Genomic DNA, 23,558 nt, shown 5'->3' on the forward strand with positions numbered 1-23,558 from the left:
GGTGCAGTGAACTCGTGGGCCGAGGGAACGAGGTCACCAAGACCATGCACGATCAGGCCGGCGCGGGGAAGATGGTCGACCAGTCGTCGCGCACCGAGATCGTGGTGATGCCCGGGGCCGCCAGGGCGAGTTCGGCGCCCTTGTCGTAGGGCGGGTCATCGCGGTCGGGGTCGTCGTGATGAACGAGCAGGCTCAGCGAGCGCGGGTGCTTCTGCACGAAGCGCAGCATCGGCACGTCGCCGTTCGAGTTGCCGCAGGCGAGCACCGGGCGGCGGCCGATCCTGGTCCAGATGCGGATCGGCTTCTCGGGGCCGTCGTCGAGGAAGGAGAAGGTGTTGCCGTACCTCACCTCGTTCGCCTCGGCGTCGTACTCAAGGCCGACCGCCGACCCGATCACCCGTTCCGACGGGATGCGTAGTAGTCCTGCGAGATGGGCCGCATGAAGTCGCGGTCGCCACCGGACACGATGTAGTTCGTGAACCCGGCATCCTCGAGATGGTGCAGCAACTCGATCATCGGCACGTACACCACGCCTGAATACGCCGTGCCCAGCGTGAGGTGCTTCGCTTCGCGGTAGAACGCCGAGACGACGGATTCGTATTCGGTGACGCTCCAGCCCTCGGTGGCCTTCAGGATGGCGCCGATCATGGTGTGCAGGGGCCGTGTCGTCGCCGGCGTAGTGGCTGTCGACCGCCGCGCCGAGCCAAGCGAGGTCGCCGGTCGCGGCCGCCTTGTAAGGCTGGGTGGCGGCGAGCGCAGGATCGGCGGCCGCGGCGGCAGCCCACTGTTGCACGATGAAGTGCAGCTGCGTGGGCATCGGCTTCTCGGTCCAGAGCGTGCCGTCGTTGTCGAAGACGGCTATCCGCTCGGCGATCGGCAGCGCGTCCGGTCCTGTGGTGACCGCGTCGACGAAGTCGACGATCGCGGCCCGCGTCGAGGTGTCCCGCCAAGAGGGGAGGGGGTTCATCATCAGCTCCTCGGACGCGGCATCGGCGACGCGCCTTCCCAAAGTCTGGAGCACGGCGTGCGCGACGTCCAGACGCGCGGGTGCCGCGTCGAGTCGCCGCTCAGGGGCCGTCGAGGAGCTGGGTGACGCGGTAGCCCACCAGCTCCTGCATCACGAGACCGGTGTTCGTGCGCTTCACGCCATCGACGGCGAGGATGCGTCCGGTCACTCGGTAGAGATCCTCGGCGTCGCGCGCCACCACGTGCACGAGCAGATCGGCGACGCCGGAGAGGCCGCTGACCTCCAGGACTTCGGGGATACCGGCCAGGGCTTCGGCCACGGAGGTGAGCTTGCGCTGCGTGACCTTCGTGATGACGTGGGCGTGCAGGGGATAGCCGAGGAAGGCGGGATCGATCCGTCGTTCGAACGACTTCAAGGCGCCGTCGGCCTTGTACCGGGCGAGGCGGGCGCGCACCGTGTTGCGCGCCAGGCCGGTGCTCTCGGCGAGGGCGAGGGTCGTGACATCCGGGTCGTCGGTGAGTCGACGCAGGATGGCGGCGTCGATCGCGTCGGCGGTGCGTCCGGGAGCCCGGCCGGTGGGGCTGTCCTCGGTGTTCAGCGTGGCCATCCGGATGCCTTCCGATCCCTTGAGAAGTGCGCAATCTGCGTCATTTCACCCAGCTCTATTGTGCCTTCTGCGCCGTAGTGGTGCCATAGGTGTCACTATGAGCACATCGATCGCGCGCGCGGACTCCGTTCCCACCCTTGCAGCTCTCGAGACCATCGAGCGCCGCGTGCTGTGGCTGGCCACCTCGATGATCCACCACGCCAATCGGGTGCGCCCGAACCCGTCGGGTATCAAGGTCGGCGGGCATCAGGCCTCCAGCGCCTCGATGGTGTCGATCATGACCTCGCTCTGGTTCGGTCAGCTGCGACCGGAGGACCGCGTGTCGGTGAAGCCCCACGCCTCGCCCGTGCTGCACGCCATCAACTACCTGCTCGGCGAACTCGACGAGCGGTACCTCACCACGCTGCGTGAGTTCGGGGGTCTGCAGAGCTACCCGAGCCGGACGAAGGACCCCGATCCGGTCGACTACTCCACCGGCTCGGTCGGCATCGGCGCGACGGCCCCGATCTGGGGCGCGGTGTCGCGCCGCTACGTGGGGAGTCTCAGCGACGCCGCCGGACGAGGCCGCCAGTACTCGCTAGTCGGCGACGCCGAGCTCGACGAGGGGGCGGTGTGGGAGGCGGTGCTCGATCAGGGCGTCGCCGGGCTCGGCGAGATCGTGTGGATCGTCGACCTCAACCGGCAGTCGCTCGACCGCGTGGTTCCGAACATCGCTGCGGGCAAGCTCGAGCGGCTGTTCCAGGCCGCCGGCTGGCAGGTGATCACCGTGCGCTTCGGGCGGCTGCTCGAAGAGCTGCTCGCGCGCCCGGGCGGGCAGGCGCTCCGCCGCCGCATCCTGGAGATGCCGAATCCGGAGTTCCAGCGCCTGCTGCGATGCACCGCCGCGGAACTGCGGGAGCGCCTACCCGGATCGGGGGAGCGCTCGGCCTCGATCACCGATCTCATCGACGGCATCGACGACGAGCTGCTCCTCGCCGCCATCCGCAATCTGGGCGGGCACGACCTCGATGCGCTGCGCGAGGCCTACGCGCAGATCGACGACGACCGGCCCACCGCCATCCTCGCCTACACGATCAAGGGGTACGGACTGCCGCTCGAGGGGCATCCGCAGAACCACTCCTCTCTCCTGACCGAGACGCAGTACGCCGAGCTCGCGGTGAAACTGGGGGAGCACCCGGATGCGCCCTGGTCGACCTTCGACGCGGAGAGTGAGGCGGGCCGGCTCTGCGCCGCCACGGCGCAGCGGCTGCACCGCGAACCGGTCGCGCTCGCCGAACCGCCGGCGGTGCCCACCGACTTCGGTCGCACGCCCTCCGGCACGGCCACCACCCAGGCCGCGCTCGGCCGGGCCCTGCTCGACCTCACCCGGGGGGCGCCGGAGGCGGCCCGTCGCGTGGTGAGCGTGAGCCCCGACGTGAGCTCCAGCACGAATCTCGCCGGTTGGCTCAACAAGGTGGGGGTGTGGTCGATCGAGGACCGGCCCGACTGGTTCAGCGACGACGCCGAGACCACCGTGCACTGGCGCGAGCAGCCGACGGGCCAGCACATCGAACTCGGCATCGCGGAGGTGAACCTGGTGAGCCTGATCGGCGAGCTGGGCGCCACGTGGAGTCGGTGGGGCGAACCGCTCTTCCCGATCGGGGTGCTCTACGACCCCTTCGTCGGACGGGCGCTCGAGCCGTGGTCGTACGGTGTCTACGCAGGTGGGCAGTCGATCCTCGTCGGCACGCCGTCGGGCGTGACTCTCTCGTACGAGGGCGGTGCCCATCAGTCCATCACCACGCCCTCGATAGGCCTCGAGCAGCCGGGGGTCGTGAGCTACGAGCCGGCCTTCGCGATCGACGTGGAGTGGACCCTGTTGGCCTCGCTGGGTCGCCTCGGGCGTCCCGACGGCAGCTCGGCCTATCTGCGACTGTCGACGAAGCCCGTGGATCAGCGACTGTGCGCCGTGCCCGTCGATCCCGCCGCGCGGGAGCGGCGACGCCGGCAGGTCGTGGCGGGAGGCTACGTGCTGCGCGAGGCGGGATCGGGAGCCGCTGCGGTCACCCTGGTCGCCATGGGCGCGCTCGTGCCCGACGCGCTCGTGGCCGCCGAGCGGCTCGAAGCCCTCGGCGTGCCGGTCGACGTGGTGTGCGTCACGAGCCCCGGGCTGCTCTTCGACGCCGTGCAGGCGCGCGACGGACTGACGGATGCGCCCGACTGGATCCTCGGTCAGCTCTTCCCCGCGGCCCGCGCCCGGCCCATGGTCACGGTGCTCGACGGGCATCCGCACACCCTGTCGTTCCTGGCCGGCATCAACCGGGTGGCCGCCCGCCACCTCGGGGTCAGCCACTTCGGGCAGGTGGGTGGACTCGACGACGTGTACCGGCACCACGGCATCGACGTCGAGTCGATCGTGAGCGCCGCGCTGGACGTCGTGCGCTGACGGCGGCCGTTCCGACCATCACCGCCCGAAGCGGACGTAGGGTGGGATCATGGCACGCGAATTCAGTCATGACGCCGATCAGCACCGTTACACCCTCCGCGTCGACGGAGCCATGGCGAGTGCGGTCGACTACGTCGTGAACGAGAACACGATCTCCTTCACGCACACTTTCACCGATCCGAAGAAGCGCGGACAGGGCCTGGCCGGCGAGATCGTGACCTACGCGGTCGACGATGTCGAGGCCACGACGTCCTACCGCGTGGTGCCGATGTGCTGGTACGTCGGGCGGTGGTTCGACCGGCATCCCGAGCGGGCGGACCTGCTCACCCGGTGATCATTCGCCGTTCACCCGGCGAACTTGCTAGACTCCTGCGTGGGGAGGGCTTCGGCCCTCTCCACCACCGTTTAGCGGGCCTTTTCGCGGGGCGTGAGGTCAGCGGGGGCTGAGACGCACGACAGCGATGATCCGTCCGCCGGCTTTCGACTCGTAGGCCGCGAAGCCGGGGGAGCGGTCGAGGAACTGCTGCCAGCCGGCGTCGCGCTCCTCGGGCGTCAGCACCTCGGCGTGCACGGCGACCGTCTCCACCTGCGATCCGTCGCCGGTCTCGATCGAGACATCCGGATGCGCGCGCAGGTTGCCGAGCCAGGCCGGGTCATCCGGTGCCCCGCCCTTCGACGCGGCAATGAGGAGGGTGCCGTCGCCCTGCGGGATGCCGAGCAGTGGGCTGACCCGCTCGACTCCGCTCTTGGCGCCGATGTGGTGCAGGAGCACGAGCCCCGTTCCGAATCCGCCGGTCTCGACCCGGCCGCCGTTGGCGCGGAACTCGTCGATGATGATCTGGTTGAAGTCGCTCACAGCCACACGCTAGCGCGTCGGCGGCATCGCGTAGCGTTGCACCATGGGTTCCGTCACCGACTACGACTTCCGCACCTTCGCCGCCGCTTCCGAGGGCGAGGGTGGCGGCGCCACCCGGGCCTGGCTGCAGGCCGAGACGCAGGGCTTCCACGAGCCGCGGCTCGGCGAGAAGACCCTGACGAGGGCGACCGCTGCCATGGTGAAGGATGGGCAGATACTCACGGGGGCATACGCGCGCACGCGGCCCGAGGCATCGCTCGACGCCGAGGTCCCGGTGGCCACGTTCGCCACCTTCGAACGGACGATCAACGTGGGCGGGGCGGCGCCTCTGCCCGCCCACCTCATCTCAGCCGTCACGGTGCGGCCGACACATCGCCGCAACGGCATACTGCGCGAGATGATGACCAGCGATCTCGACCGCGCTGTCGCCGACGGCTACGCGATCGCCGCGCTCACGGTCTCGGAGGCGACGATCTACCGCCGATTCGGTTTCGGCGTCGCCACCGTCGTGCACTCGATCTCCGTGGGCACCGACCATCGCTTCCGTCTGCTCGCGTCGCCGCAGGGGCGGTGCGAATTGGTCGACGCGCGGGAGATCGCGACGCTCGGCCCGGCGATCTTCGCCGGTTTCCACGAACGGCGTGTCGGATCGGTCGACCGGCACACGAAGTACTGGGGTCGGGTGTCGGGTCTCGACGGAGAGAAGGGCGAGGAGGATCCGTCGGTCCGCGGCGCGCTCCACTACGACGAGTCGGGCGCGATCGACGGCTACGTGACCTACCGGTTCTCGGGCTGGGAGTCCGATCCGCAGGTCGTCGAGGTCGTCGACCTGGTGGCGCAGAACGCCGACGCCTACCTCGGGCTCTGGCAGTTCCTCGCGTCGCTCGACCTCGTCACCACCGTGACCTACGCCGCCGCGCCCGCTGACGATCCGCTGCGCTGGGCGCTCGCCGACTGGCGGCTGGTGTCGGTGAAGAGCGTGGACGACTGGCTCTGGATGCGCATCCTCGACGTCGTCGCGGCGTTCGAGGCGCGCGGGTACGTGAACGAGGGGTCGATCGTGTTCGCCGTGTCCGACCCGCTCGGGCACGCGGCGGGGCGGTACCGGATGCAGGTCGAGGGCGGGAGGGCCACGGTCGTGCGCGACAACGCAGCGGCTTCCGATCTCGAGCTCGACGCCTCGGCGCTGGGCTCGGTGTACCTCGGCGGGGCCGACCCTCGGGTGCTCGCGGCGGCCGGTCAGATCACCGAGCACGTGCCGGGTGCGGCGGCGTCGTTCGCCCGCCTGCTCGCGCCGGTCGAGCAGCCCTACGGCATCACCCACTTCTGACCCCGTCGTCCCCGCGTGCGAGCGCGGCGGCGGGTCAGAGGCCGGCGAGGGAATGGGCCGTGGCCAGGAATACGGGGCGCGCTACTTCCACGCCGTCGAGGTAGGCGCCGACCAGGGCGGCGTCGCGGAGCATCACGAGCGAGCCCGCGACGGTCTCGGCATCCGCGACGCCGGCAGCGGTGAGAGCGTCGCGGAGCGTCGAACGGAACCACTCGCGGTGCCGTTCGATGATGCCGCGGACCTCGCTCGACGCATCCGGGTATTCCGCAGCCGCGTTGATGAAGGGGCAGCCGCGGGTGTGGTAGCGACCGATGTCGTCGGCGATGGCGTCGATCACGAGCCGCACCGACTCGGCCGGTGCCGGGTCGCCCTCGGTGGTGAAGTAGCCGCGGATCACCGCGTCCTCGCGCTCGAGGTAGGCGGCCACGAGGGCCTCCTTGCCCGAGAAGTGCCGGTACATGGTGGCGCGGGTGACGCTGGCCTCGGCCAGGATCCGGTCCATGCCGACGCTGTGGATGCCTTCGCGGTAGAACAGCCCGGAAGCCACCCGCACCAGACGCTCGCGCGCCTCGGACACCTTGGGCGGTGCGGCGGCGGGAGCCGCGGCCGGTGCGAAGGCGGACATGCCCCGAGGATACCAGAACACTCGTTCTCCCCGCCGTGTCACCGTCTGTTCACCTGCGAGTCACCTCCGCTCCTTAGGCTGCGCACGCGTACGGTGAGGAGTGAGTCGGACGCCGACCCGGAGGTACTCGAGTGACTGACGACAACGCCGATCTGCAACGCGTGCTCGACGCGGGCGCGCGCGCCACTCCCGAGCGCACGCTGATCGACGTTCTGATGCAGACCGCGGTCGAGAACCCGGATGCCCTCGCCCTCGATTCGCCGGAGGGCGCGGTCAGCTATCGGCGGCTGCTGCGCCTCGTGAACACGCAGGCCGCCGTGCTCAGCCGGGCGGGCGTGCGGCGGGGTGACAAGGTGGGCATCCGGATTCCCTCCGGAACGCGGGAGCTGTACGTCTCGATCCTCGCGGTGATGACCGTGGGGGCGGCGTACGTGCCGGTCGATGCCGACGACCCCGAGGAACGCGCGCAGCTCGTCTTCGGCGAGGCGCGGGTGGTGGGCGTGGTGGGCGCCGGGGGTGTGTTCGAAACGCGTCACGCCGTGGAGGAGTCGCCGGAACGGTCGGAGGAGAGGGGAGAGCTCGAGCGCGACATCCGCGACGATCTCCCGGCCGGCTCGACCCCGTCGCTCGCGACCCCCACGGGCACCATCCCAGCGGTGGGCGGGCCGACGCCCGACGACGACGCCTGGGTCATCTTCACCTCGGGCTCGACCGGCGTGCCGAAAGGCGTCGCGGTCACCCACCGCTCCGCGGCCGCCTTCGTCGACGCGGAGGCGCGCCTCTTCCTCCAACGGTCGCCGATCGGCCCCGGCGACCGCGTGCTCGCGGGGCTCTCCGTGGCCTTCGACGCCTCCTGCGAGGAGATGTGGCTCGCCTGGCGGAACGGCGCCTGCCTTGTTCCGGCGCCGCGGTCGCTCGTGCGCTCCGGCGTCGACCTCGGGCCCTGGCTCATCGCCCACGGCATCACCGTCGTCTCCACCGTGCCGACCCTCGCCGCCCTGTGGCCCGAGGAATCGCTCGAACTCGTGCGCCTCGTGATCTTCGGCGGCGAGGCCTGCCCGCCCGAACTGGTGGCACGCATCGCCGCGCGCGGCCGAGAGGTGTGGAACACCTACGGCCCCACCGAGGCCACGGTCGTCGCCTGCGCGTCGCTGCTCGGCAGCGGTCCGGTGCGGATCGGCCTCCCGCTCGACGGCTGGCGGCTCGCCGTCGTCGACGCCTCCGGAGCCCGCGTGGCGGAGGGCGAGACCGGTGAGCTCATCATCGGGGGAGTGGGCCTCGCCCGCTATCTCGATCCCGTCAAGGACGCAGAGAAGTACGCCCCGTTCCCGAGTCTGGGCTGGGAGCGCGCCTACCGTTCCGGCGACCTCGTGCGCTTCGAAGAGGCCGGACTCGTCTTCGTGGGCCGCGCCGACGACCAGGTCAAGCTCGGCGGCCGGCGCATCGAGCTCGGCGAGGTGGATGCCGCGCTGCAAGGTCTCGACGGAGTGGCCGGCGCCGCCGCCGTCGTGAAGTCCACGGCCGCCGGCAACCAGGTGCTCGTCGGCTACCTCGCCCTCGCCGACGGCGCGGTCTTCGACCGGGACGCCGCGAACGCCCGGCTGAGGGAAGAGCTCCCCGCAGCGCTCGTGCCCCTGCTGGCCGTGGTGGATTCGCTGCCGACGCGGACCTCGGGCAAGGTCGACCGGGCCGCCCTGCCCTGGCCCCTGCCGGCATCCGGAGACGGAAGCGGAGGCGGCGGGAACGCCGACCTCTCACCCACGGCGGCCTGGCTGGCGGAGCGCTGGTCGGCCATCCTCGGTGTGCCCGTGGAGAGCCCCGACGACGACTTCTTCGCCCACGGCGGCGGCTCCCTCTCGGCGGCGCAGCTGGTGTCGGCCATCCGCGAGCGCTTCGCCGACACCCGGGTCTCCGACATCTACGACCACCCGCGCATCGGCTCCCTCGCCGACGAGCTCGACAGTCGCGCTCCCGCCGGCAACGGCTCGGGCCGCGGGGCCGACCGGCCGGTGCTCGTGACTCCGGCATCCAGCCGCATCGCGCAGACGCTGCTCGGCATCCCGTTGCACGTCATCGTGGGTCTGCGCTGGTTCGTCTATCTCGCGGCGGCCAACAACCTGCTCTCGATCGGTGGAGCGCACACCTTCTTCCCCACCGTCTCGTGGTGGTGGGTGCTCGTGGGGTTCGTGCTCTTCGTGACGCCGCCCGGCAAGATGGCGATCTCGGTGGTGGCGGCGCGGCTTCTGCTCGCCGGACTCCGGCCCGGGGACTATCCGCGTGGCGGCACCGTGCACCTGCGGGTCTGGCTGGCCGAGCAGGTCGCGCAGCTGGCCGGATCGGTGAGCCTGGCCGGCGCGCCCTGGATCAGCTACTACGCCCGCGCTCTCGGCGCCACGATCGGCCGCGGCGTCGACCTGCACACGCTCCCGCCGGTGACCGGGATGCTCTCCGTCGGTGCGGGTGCGGCGATCGATCCCGAGGTCGACCTGGCGGGCTACTGGCTCGACGGCGACACCTTCCGGGTGGGGCGCATCCACATCGGCGCCGACGCCACCATCGGCTCGCGGAGCACCCTGCTGGGCGGAGCGAACATCGGCCGTGGCGCCGAGGTCGAGGCCGGCGCGGCGGTATCGGGCCGGGTGCCGAGCGGCGAGCGTTGGGCCGGGTCGCCCGCCACCCGCGTGGGCTCCGCACGACGCCCGTGGCCGGCGGCTCGGCCTTTGCCCGCCCAGCGCTGGCTCGTGGCGTACGCCTTGGGCTCGCTCGGCATGGCCGCTCTGCCGGTCGTCTCGGTGCTGCTCGGCGCACTCGTGGTGGGGGCCGCGATCGGCGATCCAGCCACGATCGTCGAAGCCGCCGGCCGCGCGGCGCTCGCGACTCCGCTGGCCGTCATCGTGGCCGGGGTGGCGTACGCACTGCTCGTGGTCGCCTCGGTGCGCTTGCTCGGCATCGGTCTGCGCGAGGGCTACTACCCGGTGCGCAGCCGCATCGGGTGGCAGGCCTGGTCGACGGAGCGCATCCTCGACAGCGCTCGCACCCTGCTCTTCCCGATCTACTCCAGCCTCGCGACACCGTGGTGGCTCCGGATGCTCGGGGCGAAGGTGGGCCGTAACGTCGAGGCCTCGACGGTGCTGCTGCTGCCCGCGCTCACCACCATCGCGCCGGGCGCGTTCCTCGCCGACGACACGATGGTGGCGTCGTACGAGCTGGGCGGGGGATGGCTCCGGATCGGGAAGGCGAAGATCGGTCGCCGCGCCTTCCTCGGCAACAGCGGCATGGCGGGTCCGGGCCGGAGCGTGCCCCGCAACGGACTCGTCGCCGTGCTCTCCTCGGCCCCGAAGAACGGCAAGCGCGGGTCCTCCTGGCTCGGCAATCCTGCGGTGCGGTTGCGGCGCACGGTCTCCGACTTCGACGAGGCGCGCACCTTCCGGCCCCCGGCCTCACTCAAGCTCGCCCGCGCCATCTGGGAGATCCTGCGGATCGTGCCCGTGGTGGTCACCGCCTGGATCGCACTCGGCGTGCTCGTCACGCTGGAATGGCTCTGGACCGAGGTGGGTCTCGGTTGGGCCATCCTGCTCTCCGGTGTCGTGATGCTCGCCGCAGGAGCCGTCGCCGCCCTCGTCTCGACGGCCGCCAAGTGGCTGCTGGTGGGGCGGATCGTCGTCAGCGAGCATCCGCTCTGGTCGTCGTTCGTCTGGCGCAACGAGCTCTCCGACACCTTCGTGGAGACGGTGGCGCGCCCGTGGTTCGCGGCGAACGCCTCCGGGACGCCGGCGCTCGCCGTGTGGCTGCGCACGCTCGGGGCGCGTGTCGGGCGTGGGGTCTGGTGCGAGTCGTACTGGCTGCCTGAGGCCGATCTGATCACCCTCGGCGATGGGTCGACCGTGAACCGTGGATGCGTGGTGCAGACCCACCTCTTCCACGACCGCATCATGCAGCTCGACTCCGTCGTGCTCGCCGAGGGCGCCACCCTCGGCCCGCACAGCGTCATCCTGCCGGCCGCCGCGGTCGACCGTAACGCCAGCGTGGGTCCGGCGTCGCTGGTGATGCGCGGCGAACGGGTGCCGAGCGGATCGCTCTGGGCGGGCAATCCGATCGCACCGTGGCAGACTTGACAACATCCATGGCAGCCAACCTTTCCTCACCTTTTCTGGGCTCACCGTCGGCCGGTGACGACTACCTCCCGACGAGTGGCAACGGTGGCTACTCCGTGCTCGATTACGATCTCGACCTCGACTACCGGGTGGCCACGAATCGCCTGAACGGGGTGGCGGTCATCCACGCGCGCACGACGATGCCGCTCGAGCGGTTCAGCCTCGACTTCGCCGGTCTCAGCGTCGTGAAGGTGACCGTCGACGGGGAGCGGCCGCGCAAGCTCGCGGAGACACCCCGCAAACTCGTGATCACCCCCGAACGGCCGCTCGCCGACGGGGCGGAGTTCACCGTGGTGGTTCGGTATCGCGGGGCGCCGCATCCGATCCGCAGCCCCTGGGGCGAGGTGGGTTGGGAGGAGCTCGCCGACGGCGTGATCGTGGCCGGGCAGCCGAGCGGGGCGGCATCCTGGTTCCCCTGCAACGATCATCCGAGCGACAAGGCGCTCTACCGGATCACGCTGGCGTGCGAAGCCGGGTACACCGTGGTGTCGAACGGGCCCGTGGTGTTGCGCGCAAATCGCTCAGGCCGCACCATCTGGACCTTCGAGATGCGGCAGCCGATGTCGACGTATCTCGCCACGGTGCAGATCGGCCGTTACCGATCGCGATCGCTCGCGCTCGAGCCGGTGCCGCAGACGCTCTTCTACCCGCAGGCGCTCGAGCGGGAGGTGGCGATCGACTTCGGACGGGTGCCCGACATGATGGCGCTGTTCTGCCGACTGTTCGGGCCGTATCCGTTCGACGCCTACGCGGTGGTCGTCACGCCCGACGAGCTCGAGATCCCGCTCGAGGCGCAGGGGCTGGCGATCTTCGGGCGGAACCACGTCGACGGTGCGCATGGCACCGACCGGCTGATCGCGCACGAGCTGGCCCACCAGTGGTTCGGCAACTGCCTCACGCTGGCGCGCTGGCGCGACATCTGGCTGCACGAGGGGTTCGCCTGCTACGCCGAATGGCTCTGGGCCGAGGCGAGCGGCGGCAAGTCGGCCGATGCCAACGCGGCGGCGCATCGCACCCAGGTGAACGCGCAGCCGAAGGACATCGTGATCGGCGACCCCGGTCCGCAGAGGATGTTCGACGACCGCGTCTACAAGCGGGGGGCGCTCGCGCTCCACGCCATCCGCCGGGCACTAGGCGACCCGGTGTTCTTCGACGCGCTGCGCGCCTACGTCGCGGAGTGTCGGTTCGGGTTGGTCTCGACCGAGGACTTCGTGGAGATCATGGAAGCCCGCTCCGGGAGCGATCTGGTGGGGCCGATCGTCGAACGCTGGGTGTACGCGAAGAGCCTGCCCAAGCTGTAGGGCAGCGTCGACCGTCACCTCAGCGGGTTCGCGGTGCTGTGACGAAGCGGATGCGCGGTGGCGCGTAGGCAACCACGGCCAGACAACCCAGCACCTCGGCCGGTGCCTCGCTCAGGACGACCAGGCGGGGTGAGCCGGTGCGCATCGCGGGGTCCTCGTCGCGGGTGAGGTCGAGCAGCACGGTGCGGGGGTCGGCGCGGAGGCCGGTGCCGGCGGCCTTCAGGACGGCCTCCTTCGCCGCCCAGGCGAGGGTGCGCATCCGGTCGGCTGCGGGGGGACCGTGGGCTTCGGCGCGGACTTTCAGGGCGGCGCGTTCGCCGGCGTCGAAGGCGACGTCGTCGAAGCCGGCGGTGCGGACGGCGGAGGGCGACTCGATGTCGATGCCGATCGGTCCGGCGAGAGTGGCCGCCAGGGCGACGTGGCCGGCTGCGCGGCTGAGGCTCAGGTGCACGGGCGGGACCGGTTCGGTGCCGTGTGCCGAGAGCTGCGGCCGGCCGTGTTCGGCCGATCCGCACGCGTCGCAGTGATGGGTGATGGTCGTGTCGTCGGGAAGGGGGGTGAGCTGCCGGGCGAGGGCGGCGAGCATCCGGTGGTCGGCGGCGGGGTCGCCCTGGTCGGGAACGATGGTGACGAGCACGTCAGTGGCGGACGGGTCGGTTCGAGACGACGGGGATGCTGCCATGGTCGCGTCTCGCCCTCCTCCGGTCGCCACGAGCGTAGCGCGTGGGAATGCACTGAAAGTTCACCCGCCGGGTCTGGGCGACAGCTGTCGAGCGCCGCTAGCATCACCTAATGATCTCGACGTCGGCGTTCGCGAAACCTCTGACCGGCCTGCTGGGAGTTCTGCTGGCCGTGGGGCTGGTGGCCGGCGGTGCCGCCGGCACGGCGACGGCGGACGAGTCCGCCGATCCGGGCTCGCCGACGCCCGCCACCGATGCGCCCGTGCCGACGCCCGATCCCACCCCGACTCCGTCGTCGACCGACGGGCCCTACTCGCTCGACGACTCACTCGTCGCGATTCCGAACGCCGCGCCCGTGACGACGAGCTTCCGCCCCGACGACATCATCAGCGACAAGAACATGTACACCGGCACGGCGATGTCGGTGGGTTCCGTGCAGGCCTTCCTTCAAGCGCAGGTCCCGACGTGCCGAGCCGGATACACCTGCCTCAAGGACTACAAGACGTCGACCCCGTCGATGGCGGGGGACAGCCGCTGCACGGCCTACACCGGTTCGGGCTCCGAGTCGGCGGCCACGATCATCGCGAAAGTCGGACAGGCGTGCGGCGTCAGCCAGAAGGCGCTGCTCGTGCTCATCCAGAAGGAGTCGCAGCTCGTCGCCGACGACTGGCCGGTAGACAAGCAGTATCAGCAAGCGACCGGCTTCGACTGCTCGGACTCCGCACCCTGCAACCCTGATTACGCAGGGTTCTTCAAGCAGGTGTACTGGGCGGCCTGGACCCTGAAGGACTACAAGGTCGACCCCGGCTCGACCCAGTACCAAGTGGGAGTGCCCGTCATCGTGAAGTACAGCGATGCGGCGGGCTGTGGGGGCACGGAACTGACGATCCGCACTCAAGCCACCGCCTCGCTCTACAACTACACGCCGTACCAGCCCGATTCCGATGCGCTGGCGGGTATCGAGGGCAAGTGCGCGAGCTTCGGCAATCTCAACTTCTGGATCATCTACACCGACTGGTTCGGGTACCCGCACATCGATGTCGACCGCATCCAGGCGGCTGATCGGTACTCCGAGTCGGTGGCGATCGCCGAGGAGGCCTACCCCGACGGCGCCGATACTGTCTATCTCGCCACCGGGACCGGGTACGCAGACGCGCTGTCCGCGGGTCCTGCAGCCGTCCGAGACCAAGCGCCCCTCCTGCTGACCCCGCAGGATGCGCTCACTCCAGGAGTCTCGCAGGAGATCACCGACCTCGGTGCCCGGCACGTCGTGATCGTCGGCGGACCGAATTCTGTCTCGGAGGCGATCGCGACCGGACTGAAGGCACGAAGCCTCGACGTTCTCCGCCTCGGCGGCGCCGACCGCTTCGAGGTGTCGCGCAATGTGGCGATGCATGCGTTCGGGTCGAGTTCGGCCGATGGCGCCTACGTGGCCACGGGCCTCAACTTCCCCGATGCGCTGAGCGCGAGCGGGGCGGGCGGCCACAATGGCAAGCCGGTGATCCTGGTGAACGGCGGCGCGGCATCCGTCGATCCGGCGACCGCGGATCTGCTGGGCGCGCTGAAGGTGAATAACGTCACGATCGCGGGCGGCACGAACTCGGTGTCGACCGGCATGCAATCATCGATCGACGCGCTGCCCGGCGTCTCGACAGTGTCGCGGCAGGCGGGCGCCGACCGGTTCGCGGCCTCGCTGGCCATCAACCAGGATGCCTACGGAACCAGCGATCGTGTGTTCCTCGCGACGGGCCTGAACTTCCCCGACGCGCTCGCGGGGTCGGCGCTCGCCGGGGCGAAGGGGTCGCCGCTGATCGTCGTACCCGGGAATTGCGTGCCGCAGCCCGTGAAGCTGAGCTTCGCCGACTTCGACAACACGAAGGTGACTCTGCTCGGCGGCCCGAACTCCCTCGACGCCGGAGTGGAGAGCCTCACGAGCTGCTGACCCCCGATCGATCCGTCAGTTCGTGTCGTTATGAGCGACCCTGAGCGACATCAACTGACGGATCGACGATGGCGGGCTCGCCGGATGCGGCGCCCGACTGTGGTTGGCTGGAGCCATGTCAGCGACACAGTTTCCCGGGGCGAGTGGCCACGCCCACGAACCGCACGTTGAAGGGCTCGCGGGCCGCCTGAACTGGCTGCGCGCGGGTGTGCTCGGGGCGAACGACGGCATCGTCTCGGTGGCGGCGATCGTGGTGGGCGTCGCGGGGGCGACCTCCTCCGTCGCGCCCATCCTCACCGCCGGCATCGCGGGTCTGGTGGGTGGGGCGATCTCGATGGCGCTGGGCGAGTACGTGTCCGTCAGCAGCCAGGCCGACAGCCAGAAGTCGCTGATCGCGAAGGAGCGGCGGGAGCTCAGCGAGATGCCCGACGAGGAACTGGCGGAACTGGCCGGCCTCTACGAGGCGCGCGGACTGAGCTCCGAGACCGCGATGCAGGTGGCCAAGGAGCTGACGGAGCACGATGCCCTGGCCGCGCACCTGTCGGCCGAGCTCAACATCGACGCCGAGGACCTCGTGAGCCCCTGGCAGGCCGCGGGTGCCTCGGCGCTCGCGTTCACCGTAGGGGCCCTGCTGCCGTTCCTGTCGATCCTGCTGTTCCCGGCCGAGGTCCGCGTGCCCGCCACATTCGTCGTGGTCATCCTGGCGCTGATCCTGACCGGGGCGGTGAGTGCTTGGATCGGCGGTGCCCGCATCTGGCGCGCCACCTTGCGCGTCGTGATCGGAGGCGCGCTCGCGCTCGCGGCGACCTTCGCGATCGGGTCGCTGCTCGGAACGACCGGTGTCGTCTAGCCGGAGGTGATGAGTTACTACCGATTTGAGAGGGACCGACCCTCTCTACGGGGTCGGTGTCGCTGAAATCCGTCGTTACTCGGGGGAGCCGCCGAGTTCGGGGAAGCGGGAGGCGAGCAGTTCGAGGGCGCGCTCGCGCGAAGGCGTGGCGTCTAAGGGGTCGGCGGCCCAGGCGCCACCGGCGGGCGAGACCATGACCTCGTCGACACCGTACTGCTCGGCGAGCGCGCGGATGCGACGCTCCACCGATTCGGCCGTGCCGATGAGCCAGCGCCGCGACTGCTCCAGCACCGACTCCTGCTCGGCCCCCGAGAGCTCGGTGGTGCGGGCCTCGTCGATCGTGAGCTGCGGCGTGAGCGCTCCGCCGGTGCGCAGCCGCGCCATGGAGATGAGCTGAGGCAGCGTCACGAGCTGCGCCTCGTCGTCGGTGTCGGCCACCGAGACGTTCACCGTGAGAAAGGTCTTCGGCGCCGCGAGCGCTTCCGAAGGCTGGAACCGGCTGCGGTAGAGCTCGAGCGCCTGGTCGATGCCGGGCTGCCCGAAGTGGTTCGCGAACACGAACGGCATGCCGAGGCTCGCCGCGAGCGTGGCGCTGAAGTTGCTCGATCCGAGCAGCCACATCTCGGGAGCCGTGCGGATGCCCGGGGTCGCCTTCAACTCGTAAGCCCGGGCCCGGATGTTGAGGCCCACGGCGGGCTGGTCGTCTTCACCGAACGGCTCGCTCGCCACCGCCCGGTCGGAACCGAGCAGCGCCGCCACCGTCTCGACGTCGGTGGGAAAGCTCTCGGCCGGGTCGGCATCCGTCGAGGTGCGCTGCCCGCGGAGCATGTAGGCGGTGACGGGGTCGGAACCGGGCGCGCGTCCGAGGCCCAGGTCGATGCGCCCCGGATGCATCGCCTCGAGCAGCGCGAACTGCTCGGCGATGGAGAGGGGTGCGTGGTTCGGAAGCATGACGCCGCCGGACCCCAGGCGGATGCGCGAGGTCTGCGCGGCGAAGTGCGCGATCAGCGTCGACGGCGAGGTGGATGCCACGGCCGGCATGTTGTGGTGCTCGGCCACCCAGAACCGGGTGAAGCCGAGCCGCTCGGCGGTGCGCACGAGCGCGAGGCTCGCGGCGACGGCATCGCCCGAGGACTGGCCGGTGCGGACGGGGATGAGGTCGAGTACGGAGAGCTGAGTCATGTCCCTGGGTTCAGCCGCGAGCGCGCGAGGAATATTCCTTTCCGTTGGAGAGACGCTCCGTCTTGGCTAACAGCTGCGACCCCTCCCTAGCGAGCGGTAAACGCCGGATGAACTCCGCTTCACAGGCCCGGATCGGCCATTCGGCCGCTCATAGTGTGGTCGGCGTTGCCGGCGAACCAAGCGTCGGCGGCGCCCAGCCGGCTCAGCCGTTTCTCGAAGGACATTCACCCGTATGAAGAGCGATCACGTCGCGCGCGCCCTGGCGCGCCTGCAACCCCGCACAGCCCTGGTGGCCGGTGGCATCGTCACCGCCGTCGCCCTCGCGAGCCTGGGAGGTGGTATCGCGTATGCCGCGGGTGGACTCAATCCGCCGCCGGTGAACCCGGCCCTCGTGCACGTCGCATCCGCGGTGCCCGACCGCATCATCCTGACCCCGACCGAAGCTCCCTACGCCACACAGAACGTGTCGTGGCGCACCTCGGTCGACGTCACGAACCCGCAGGTGCAACTCGCCGCTATGACCAAAGGGCCGGTCACGGCGTCGACCACGGTGAACGCTGCCAGCACCACAGAGTTCGCGACCGACCTCGGCTACCGCATCAAGTACCACACGGCGACTCTGACCGGCTTGGCCGAGTCGACCGCCTACCTCTACCGCGTGGGTGACGGCGAGACTTGGAGCGAATGGCTCGAGTTCGAGACCCCGGCGTCGACGCCGGAGCCGTTCTCCTTCATCGTGCAGGGCGACGCGCAGAACGACGTGAAGTCGTACGCCTCGCGCGCCTTCCGTGCCGCGACCGAGGCGCGTCCGTACGCGAAGGCGGTGGTGCACCTCGGTGACCTGATCGACACCGATGTCGCCGACGCCGAATGGGGCGAGTGGTTCGGTGCGGCCGGCTTCTCGAACGCCTACATGAACATCATCGCGGCGCCCGGCAATCACGAGTACTACCCCGGCCCCGAACTCACCCGCTACTGGGGCGCTCAGTTCGAGTACCCGCGGAACGGGCCGGCCGACACGGAGGCGATCAAGCAGAAGTTCGACGAGAACGTCTACTACACCGACATCCAGGGCGTGCGATTCGTCACCCTGAACGCCAACATGGCCTACGGTGCCGAACTGGATGCGCAGACCGCCTGGCTCGACCGGGTACTGGCCGAGAACCCCGGCAAGTGGAGCGTCATCGCCTTCCACCAGCCGATCTTCTCCGTGACCTCGGGGCGCGACAACGCGTCGATCCGCGAGGCGTGGCTCCCGATCTTCGAGAAGCACAACGTCGACCTCGTTCTTCAGGGCCACGACCACGCCTACGGACGCGGCAACCTGTTCTCGAACGAGCAGAACCTCCCCGCCGGCGCCGACCCGGCGACGAGCCAGACCGGCCCGGTCTACCTCGTCTCGGTCGCCGGACCCAAGATGTACGTTCCCGACCCGCTCGAGTCGAACAACTGGATCACCAACGGCGCCGACCTCAAGAGCATGAACCGCGACACGCAGATGTACCAGACGGTCGACGTGGTGGGTGACCAGCTGCACCTCGAGAGCCACAAGGTCACGGGTGAGCTCTTCGACGCGTTCACCATCACGAAGTCGGATGACGGCACGAAGCTCGTCACGGACGAGACCGAAGCCTGGGCGAGCGGGCCCGGCTCGACGCGCGCGGACATCGGTGCGCCGGAGCGTCCGATGCCCGTGGTGCCCGGCGACGGCACGTCGACCCCCGAGCCGACCCCCACGCCGGAGCCGACGCCCGAGCCCACCCCGACGCCGGAGCCGACGGTGACGCCGACGCCGGAGCCCACGGTCACGCCCACTCCTGAACCGACGGTGACGCCGACCCCTGAACCGACGGTCACGCCTACCCCTGAACCGACGGTGACGCCGACGCCGGAGCCGACGGTCACGCCGACGCCGGAGCCCACGGCCACGCCGGAACCGACCGCCACCCCCGAGCCCACCGCGAGCCCGACCCCGTCGCCCCAGCCCACCGAGAACCCCACTCAGCCCAAGCCTGAGGCGGACCCCAGTGCCATCCTGCTCTCGGCCACGGGAATCGCGGCCGGTGACTCGCTCAGCATGAAGGGTGACGGCTTCTGGCCGAACGAAGACCTCGAGATCACCCTGCACTCCGACCCGATCGAGCTCGGCTTTCCGAGCGCGGACGCGAGTGGCGCGTACTTCTTCACCGCCCACATCCCCGCCGGGGTCGCCCCGGGCGCCCACAAGATCGTCGTGCGCGGTCTGGAATCGGGCGGTGTCGCATCCGTCGACATCACCGTGCTGGCACCGGGCTCCGAGCCCACGGGTGTGAAGAACCTGGCCGAGACCGGCGTCAACGGCGTCGGCGTCACCATCGCGATCGCCGGAGCGGCGCTGCTCGCCGGCGTGATCGCGCTCGCCTTCGTGTACCTCCGCCGTCGCCGGGCAGGGGATGCCGCATGAGCGACCTCACCTCCGACCCGCACTCCCCGAGCCGCACGACGCCGAGCAGCACGACCGCACCGAAAGGCCGTCAGCCCATGACGAAACACTCCACGCGAAACCGGGGAAGGCGGATGCTCGCGGGCATCGCCACCGCGGCCGTCGCGGCCGCCCTCCTCACCCCGGTGTTCGGTGTGACATCGACAGCGACCGCCGCCACCGTGACACCGATCCAGCAGCACGGACCCTCCGTGGTGCCCGACCGCATCGTGCTCACGCCCTCGGGCGATCTGTCCACCACGCAGTCCGTCACCTGGCGCACGTCGAAGGGCGTCACCACCGCGAAGGCCGAGTACCGGGTGGCCACCGCCACGCCGTACCCGACCGGCATCCTCACGGTCGACGCCGCGGAGAACACCGACGTGTCGACCGCGAACTACGACGAGACCTTCCACACGGTGACGTTCACCGGCCTGACCCCGAGCACGCAGTACCAGTACCGCGTGGGCGACGGCACCAACTTCAGCGAGTGGCAGCACTTCACGACCGCCGCAGCGACCGCCGACCCGTTCTCGTTCATCTACCTCGGCGACGTGCAGAACGGCATCAAGAGCGACGCGAGCCGCGTCATCCGCAACGCCTTCCGTGACCGCCCCGACGCGAGCATCGTGCTGCAGGCCGGCGACCTGATCGACGACGCGAACGACGACTCGCAGTGGGGTGAGGTGTTCGACGCCGCCGGCTACCAGTTCGGCACGCAGAACTTCCTCGCCGCCGCCGGCAACCACGAGTACGAGGGCGAGCAGCTCTCCACCCAGTGGCAGGCGCAGTTCGAGTACCCCGACAACGGCCCGACCGGCCCCGCCGAGGTCGAGGCACTCTTGAAGGGCACCGTTTACTACACCGACTACCAGGGTGTGCGTTTCATCTCGCTCAACTCCAACATCACGGATGCCGCGGCGCTCGCCGTGCAGACGGCGTGGCTGTCGAAGACCCTTGACGAGAACCCCAACAAGTGGACCGTTGTCTACTTCCACCACCCGGTGTTCTCGCTCGACGAGGGGCGCAACAACCGCGCCATCCGCGAAGCCTGGTTGCCGCTCTTCGAGTCGCACAACGTCGACCTCGTGTTGCAGGGCCACGACCACAACTACGGCCGTGGCAACAGCAACGAGGCCGAGAAGGGCAATCCGAGCACCTGGAACTCCGAGCTCAACTACGACGGCCCGGTGTACGCCGTGTCGGTGGTCGGCTCGAAGATGTACTCCAACGCCGGGCCCCGACTCTGGACCGAGAACGATGCGCACCTCAAGAAGCTGAAGGGCGATGTCGAGCTCTACCAGCTGATCGACGTGGCCGGCGACACGCTCCGCTACGAGTCGCGCACCGCCGACGGCCAGTACTTCGACGGGCTCACCATCGTGAAGAACGCCTCCGGCAAGGCCGTGACCGACGACGAGGCGCCGCAAAAGATCGACCCGTCGAACCCGGGCCCGTGCCTCGGCTGCGAGCCCAACCCCGATCCCGATCCCGACGACCCGACCGACCCCGGAACCCCCACCGGTTCGGTCGACTACGAGGTCACCGGCGCGCTCGACTCCGTGAACAAGTCGAACGCGCAGCTGCCCGCCGGGTCGGCGTTCTCGCAGGCGAAGGATCGCCTCTACCTGGGCGACCAGAACGGCCGGAACATCTTCGAGATCAACCCGGACACGGATGAGATCACCCGCACGATCGCGCTGCCGGAGAACATCCGCGACCTGGGCATCGACGACGAGAAGCAGTTGCTCTACGTCGGTCAGCAGAACCGCAACTGGGTGGTCGTCTCCATCGCCGATGCCGACTTCGGGCAGATCGTGCGGGGCCCGTTCCCGTTCATCGAGTCGAACCGCTCGATCGACGTCGACCCCGTGCGCAACGTCGTCTACGGCGCCGTGCCCTCGCGCGGTGTCGAGGTGCTCGACGCCACGACGGGCGCCTCGCTCGGCGTCATCGGCGGAACCGCGGATGCCTACTACGTCGCGGCCGACCCGGCCAACGGTCTCGTGACCACGACGTACTTCAGCGACGTTCCGGATGCCAAGAACATCGAGGCCTTCGACGTCGAGAACGGCTACGCGTCGCTCTGGTCGTCGACCGCCCGCGCCAACCCGCGGCAGCTCGACTCCGACTCCACCAACGGACTGCTCTACGTCGGGTACACCGGCACCGCGGCAGGCTCGGGCGGATTCACGGTGCACGACCCGCGCACCGGCGAACTGCTCGGCGACTTCGACGACCCGTCGTTCGGCAAGGACGGCTACGGCATCTCGGTCGACGAGGAGGAGCAGCGCGTCTTCGTCTCGAACCGCGACTTCCGGCTGAACCCGCCCGGCTCCGAGCTCGATCCGGTGGCGGTGACGGTGTCGACGCGCATCCTCGACGACACCTTCGAGTACGACGCCGTCGGGTCGCTCGACTCGGTGAACAAGTCGAACGCCCAGCTGCCCGCCGGGTCGGCGTTCTCGCAGGCGAAGGATCGCCTCTACCTGGGCGACCAGAACGGCCGGAACATCTTCGAGATCAACCCGGACACGGATGAGATAACGCGCACGATCGCGCTGCCGGAGAACATCCGCGACCTGGGCATCGACGACGAGAAGCAGTTGCTCTACGTCGGTCAGCAGAACCGCAACTGGGTGGTCGTCTCGATAGCCGACGCGGACTTCGGTCAGGTCGTGCGTGGCCCGTTCCCGTTCATCGAGTCGAACCGCTCGATCGACGTCGACCCCGTGAAGGGCTACGTCTACGGCGCGGTTCCGTCGCGTGGCGTCGAGGTGCTCGATGCCACGACGGGCGCTTCGCTCGGCGTGGTGGGCGGAACGGCCGGCGCGTATTACGTGGCGGCCGATCCGGTCGGCGGACTCGTGACGGCGGCCTATTTCGAAGAGGTTCCGGATGCCATCCAGGTCGCGGCCTTCGATGCGAACGCGAACTTCGGTCAGGTCTGGGAGACGGCGTCACGGGTGAACGCCCGCCAGCTCGACGTCGACTCCACGCACGGCCTCGTCTACGTCGGCTACACCGGCACCTCGGCAGGCTCGGGCGGATTCACGGTGCACGACCTGAAGACGGGGGCTCTGCTCGCCGACCTCGCCGATCCGAAGTACGGCAAAGACGGCTACGGCATCTCGATCGACGAGGAGCGGCAGCGGGTGTTCGTGTCGAACCGCGACTTCCGGTTGAACCCGCCCGGGTCGGAGCTCGACGCGGTCGCCGTGACGGTGAGCCAGCGTGTGGGCGCCGACGGGCCGGTCGACCCGACCGATCCCACCGACCCGACCGACCCCGAACCGCCCACCGGTCTCGAGTACACCCCCACCGCGCTCACCGCCATCCCGGGCCTCGAGCAGGACCCCGAGCTGGCCACCAAGCCGGTCGGTTCGGTGGTCGATCCCTCGACCGGTCACCTGTTCGTCGGTGACGAGCAGCGCCCGGCGCGGGTGCTCGAGATCGACCCGGTGACGGATGCCGTGGTCGCCGCCCACATGATCCCGGGTGGCGAGGGCGAGGGTGTGCGCGACGTCGCCATCGACGCGGCGAAGAAGGAGTTGTACGTCGCGTACGGCGCCTCCTGGGCCGTGCTGGATCTTACCGGAGACACGCTCGTGCGCGGCCCGTTCGCCTTCGCCGCGAACGTGCGGGGCATGGACGTCGACCTCGCCACCGGCCGCGTCTTCGGGGCCACCCGCCAGACCGGCTTCCAGGTGATGGATGCGCAGACCGGCGCGAACATCCAGGTGGTTGAAACGGCCTCGGCGAGCACGTGGCAGACGCACGGCATCGCGTTCGATCCGAAGGCGAACAGGCTGTACACCACGAACAACGGCGCAGGTGAGGACGGCGTGCGGGTCTACGACGCGACGACGTTCGAGCTGCTGCAGTCGCTGGCCGTGGCGGCGCCGGACTACCGCTCGGTGGCGGTCGACCCCGAGGTGGGACGCCTCTACATCGGTCACGCGAGCGACGCCTTCGAAGCGAGCGGCGTGCGGGTGCTGAACGCGGCCGACCTCACCGAGATCGCGAACTACCCGGGCACGGCCTTCGGCAACAAGGTCTACGGTGTCTCCGTCGACCCGGCGAAGGGCGTCGTCTACGTCTCCGCCCGCGACCGCTTCCCGGCAGGCCTGATCGCCCTGCAGCGAGCGCAGTAGCCCGCCTCACCGAAACGCCAGGAC

General features: G+C 69.8%; 16 protein-coding genes. 9 read left to right on the forward strand and 7 right to left on the reverse strand.

The window, feature by feature from the left end; genetic code table 11:
- Positions 1-52 precede the first annotated feature (52 nt).
- From ACFJGU_RS12915 to ACFJGU_RS12925, 3 genes are all read right to left on the reverse strand, one after another.
- Positions 53-397, reverse strand: a complete 345-nt coding sequence (locus tag ACFJGU_RS12915) for a hypothetical protein (RefSeq protein ID WP_382303909.1) — start codon at positions 395-397, stop codon at positions 53-55.
- Positions 394-648 carry a hypothetical protein gene (locus ACFJGU_RS12920; RefSeq protein WP_382303910.1) on the reverse strand — a complete coding sequence of 85 codons (255 nt, stop codon included), beginning with the start codon at positions 646-648 and terminating at the stop codon, positions 394-396. The genes ACFJGU_RS12915 and ACFJGU_RS12920 overlap by 4 nt, the downstream gene beginning before the upstream one ends.
- 419 nt (positions 649-1,067) lie before the next feature.
- Positions 1,068-1,574, reverse strand: a complete 507-nt coding sequence (locus tag ACFJGU_RS12925; RefSeq protein ID WP_382303911.1) for an Lrp/AsnC family transcriptional regulator — start codon at positions 1,572-1,574, stop codon at positions 1,068-1,070.
- A 97-nt stretch (positions 1,575-1,671) separates the two neighbouring features.
- Here ACFJGU_RS12925 and ACFJGU_RS12930 point away from each other — a divergent pair, with 97 nt between their 5' ends.
- Together ACFJGU_RS12930 and ACFJGU_RS12935 are read left to right on the forward strand one after the other, a co-directional pair.
- Positions 1,672-3,999, forward strand: coding sequence for a pyruvate dehydrogenase (locus tag ACFJGU_RS12930; protein WP_382303912.1), 2,328 nt, complete (start codon positions 1,672-1,674; stop codon positions 3,997-3,999).
- Positions 4,000-4,048: 49 nt separating this feature from the next.
- Positions 4,049-4,333: a GNAT family N-acetyltransferase gene (locus ACFJGU_RS12935; RefSeq protein ID WP_382303913.1), complete on the forward strand. Its 285-nt coding sequence runs from the start codon at positions 4,049-4,051 to the stop codon at positions 4,331-4,333.
- A gap of 99 nt (positions 4,334-4,432) precedes the next feature.
- Here the strand turns inward: ACFJGU_RS12935 and ACFJGU_RS12940 are convergent, their stop codons facing one another.
- Positions 4,433-4,855 (reverse strand): nitroreductase family deazaflavin-dependent oxidoreductase, encoded by a 423-nt coding sequence (locus ACFJGU_RS12940; RefSeq protein ID WP_382303914.1) that lies wholly within the window; start codon positions 4,853-4,855, stop codon positions 4,433-4,435.
- Between the two features lie 43 nt (positions 4,856-4,898).
- Here ACFJGU_RS12940 and ACFJGU_RS12945 point away from each other — a divergent pair, with 43 nt between their 5' ends.
- Positions 4,899-6,185: a GNAT family N-acetyltransferase gene (locus ACFJGU_RS12945; protein ID WP_382303915.1), complete on the forward strand. Its 1,287-nt coding sequence runs from the start codon at positions 4,899-4,901 to the stop codon at positions 6,183-6,185.
- A gap of 34 nt (positions 6,186-6,219) precedes the next feature.
- On the opposite strand, the gene ACFJGU_RS12950 is transcribed toward ACFJGU_RS12945, so the two are convergent.
- Positions 6,220-6,810, reverse strand: coding sequence for a TetR/AcrR family transcriptional regulator (locus tag ACFJGU_RS12950; RefSeq protein ID WP_382303916.1), 591 nt, complete (start codon positions 6,808-6,810; stop codon positions 6,220-6,222).
- Between the two features lie 131 nt (positions 6,811-6,941).
- On the opposite strand from ACFJGU_RS12950, the gene ACFJGU_RS12955 reads away from it, so the two are divergent.
- Positions 6,942-10,925, forward strand: a complete 3,984-nt coding sequence (locus ACFJGU_RS12955) for a Pls/PosA family non-ribosomal peptide synthetase (protein ID WP_382303917.1) — start codon at positions 6,942-6,944, stop codon at positions 10,923-10,925.
- Between the two features lie 8 nt (positions 10,926-10,933).
- A complete protein-coding gene (locus ACFJGU_RS12960; RefSeq protein ID WP_382303918.1) occupies positions 10,934-12,265 on the forward strand; it encodes a M1 family metallopeptidase in 1,332 nt (443 codons plus the stop codon).
- 19 nt (positions 12,266-12,284) lie between these two features.
- On the opposite strand, the gene ACFJGU_RS12965 is transcribed toward ACFJGU_RS12960, so the two are convergent.
- Positions 12,285-12,947 (reverse strand): 4'-phosphopantetheinyl transferase family protein, encoded by a 663-nt coding sequence (locus ACFJGU_RS12965; RefSeq protein WP_382303919.1) that lies wholly within the window; start codon positions 12,945-12,947, stop codon positions 12,285-12,287.
- 110 nt (positions 12,948-13,057) lie between these two features.
- On the opposite strand from ACFJGU_RS12965, the gene ACFJGU_RS12970 reads away from it, so the two are divergent.
- Entirely contained in the window at positions 13,058-14,887 is a 1,830-nt protein-coding gene (locus tag ACFJGU_RS12970) for a cell wall-binding repeat-containing protein (protein ID WP_382303920.1), read from the forward strand.
- Positions 14,888-15,002: 115 nt separating this feature from the next.
- On the forward strand, positions 15,003-15,737 hold the full coding sequence (locus ACFJGU_RS12975) for a VIT family protein (protein WP_382303921.1): 735 nt from the start codon (positions 15,003-15,005) through the stop codon (positions 15,735-15,737).
- 75 nt (positions 15,738-15,812) lie between these two features.
- On the opposite strand, the gene ACFJGU_RS12980 is transcribed toward ACFJGU_RS12975, so the two are convergent.
- On the reverse strand, positions 15,813-16,919 hold the full coding sequence (locus ACFJGU_RS12980) for an LLM class flavin-dependent oxidoreductase (protein ID WP_382303922.1): 1,107 nt from the start codon (positions 16,917-16,919) through the stop codon (positions 15,813-15,815).
- Positions 16,920-17,151: 232 nt separating this feature from the next.
- Between ACFJGU_RS12980 and ACFJGU_RS12985 the strand changes: the two genes are divergently transcribed.
- Entirely contained in the window at positions 17,152-19,362 is a 2,211-nt protein-coding gene (locus tag ACFJGU_RS12985; RefSeq protein WP_382303923.1) for a fibronectin type III domain-containing protein, read from the forward strand.
- A complete protein-coding gene (locus tag ACFJGU_RS12990) occupies positions 19,359-23,534 on the forward strand; it encodes a metallophosphoesterase (protein ID WP_382303924.1) in 4,176 nt (1,391 codons plus the stop codon). Before ACFJGU_RS12985 ends, ACFJGU_RS12990 begins: the two co-directional genes overlap by 4 nt.
- The last annotated feature ends 24 nt before the right edge of the window (positions 23,535-23,558 follow it).

Source organism: Herbiconiux sp. UC225_62 (assembly GCF_042694625.1).
GTDB lineage: Bacteria > Actinomycetota > Actinomycetes > Actinomycetales > Microbacteriaceae > Herbiconiux.

What these genes read in the sequence shown, in the direction of transcription:
- ACFJGU_RS12960 (WP_382303918.1), top strand. Translation starts at nt 10,934, where the DNA reads ATGGCAGCCAACCTTTCCTCACCTTTTCTGGGCTCACCGTCGGCCGGT.
- ACFJGU_RS12990 (WP_382303924.1), top strand. Translation starts at nt 19,359, where the DNA reads ATGAGCGACCTCACCTCCGACCCGCACTCCCCGAGCCGCACGACGCCG.
- ACFJGU_RS12975 (WP_382303921.1), top strand. Translation starts at nt 15,003, where the DNA reads ATGTCAGCGACACAGTTTCCCGGGGCGAGTGGCCACGCCCACGAACCG.
- ACFJGU_RS12920 (WP_382303910.1), bottom strand. Translation starts at nt 648, where the DNA reads ATGATCGGCGCCATCCTGAAGGCCACCGAGGGCTGGAGCGTCACCGAA.
- ACFJGU_RS12985 (WP_382303923.1), top strand. Translation starts at nt 17,152, where the DNA reads ATGAAGAGCGATCACGTCGCGCGCGCCCTGGCGCGCCTGCAACCCCGC.
- ACFJGU_RS12965 (WP_382303919.1), bottom strand. Translation starts at nt 12,947, where the DNA reads ATGGCAGCATCCCCGTCGTCTCGAACCGACCCGTCCGCCACTGACGTG.
- ACFJGU_RS12980 (WP_382303922.1), bottom strand. Translation starts at nt 16,919, where the DNA reads ATGACTCAGCTCTCCGTACTCGACCTCATCCCCGTCCGCACCGGCCAG.
- ACFJGU_RS12935 (WP_382303913.1), top strand. Translation starts at nt 4,049, where the DNA reads ATGGCACGCGAATTCAGTCATGACGCCGATCAGCACCGTTACACCCTC.
- ACFJGU_RS12925 (WP_382303911.1), bottom strand. Translation starts at nt 1,574, where the DNA reads ATGGCCACGCTGAACACCGAGGACAGCCCCACCGGCCGGGCTCCCGGA.
- ACFJGU_RS12950 (WP_382303916.1), bottom strand. Translation starts at nt 6,810, where the DNA reads ATGTCCGCCTTCGCACCGGCCGCGGCTCCCGCCGCCGCACCGCCCAAG.
- ACFJGU_RS12930 (WP_382303912.1), top strand. Translation starts at nt 1,672, where the DNA reads ATGAGCACATCGATCGCGCGCGCGGACTCCGTTCCCACCCTTGCAGCT.
- ACFJGU_RS12945 (WP_382303915.1), top strand. Translation starts at nt 4,899, where the DNA reads ATGGGTTCCGTCACCGACTACGACTTCCGCACCTTCGCCGCCGCTTCC.
- ACFJGU_RS12970 (WP_382303920.1), top strand. Translation starts at nt 13,058, where the DNA reads ATGATCTCGACGTCGGCGTTCGCGAAACCTCTGACCGGCCTGCTGGGA.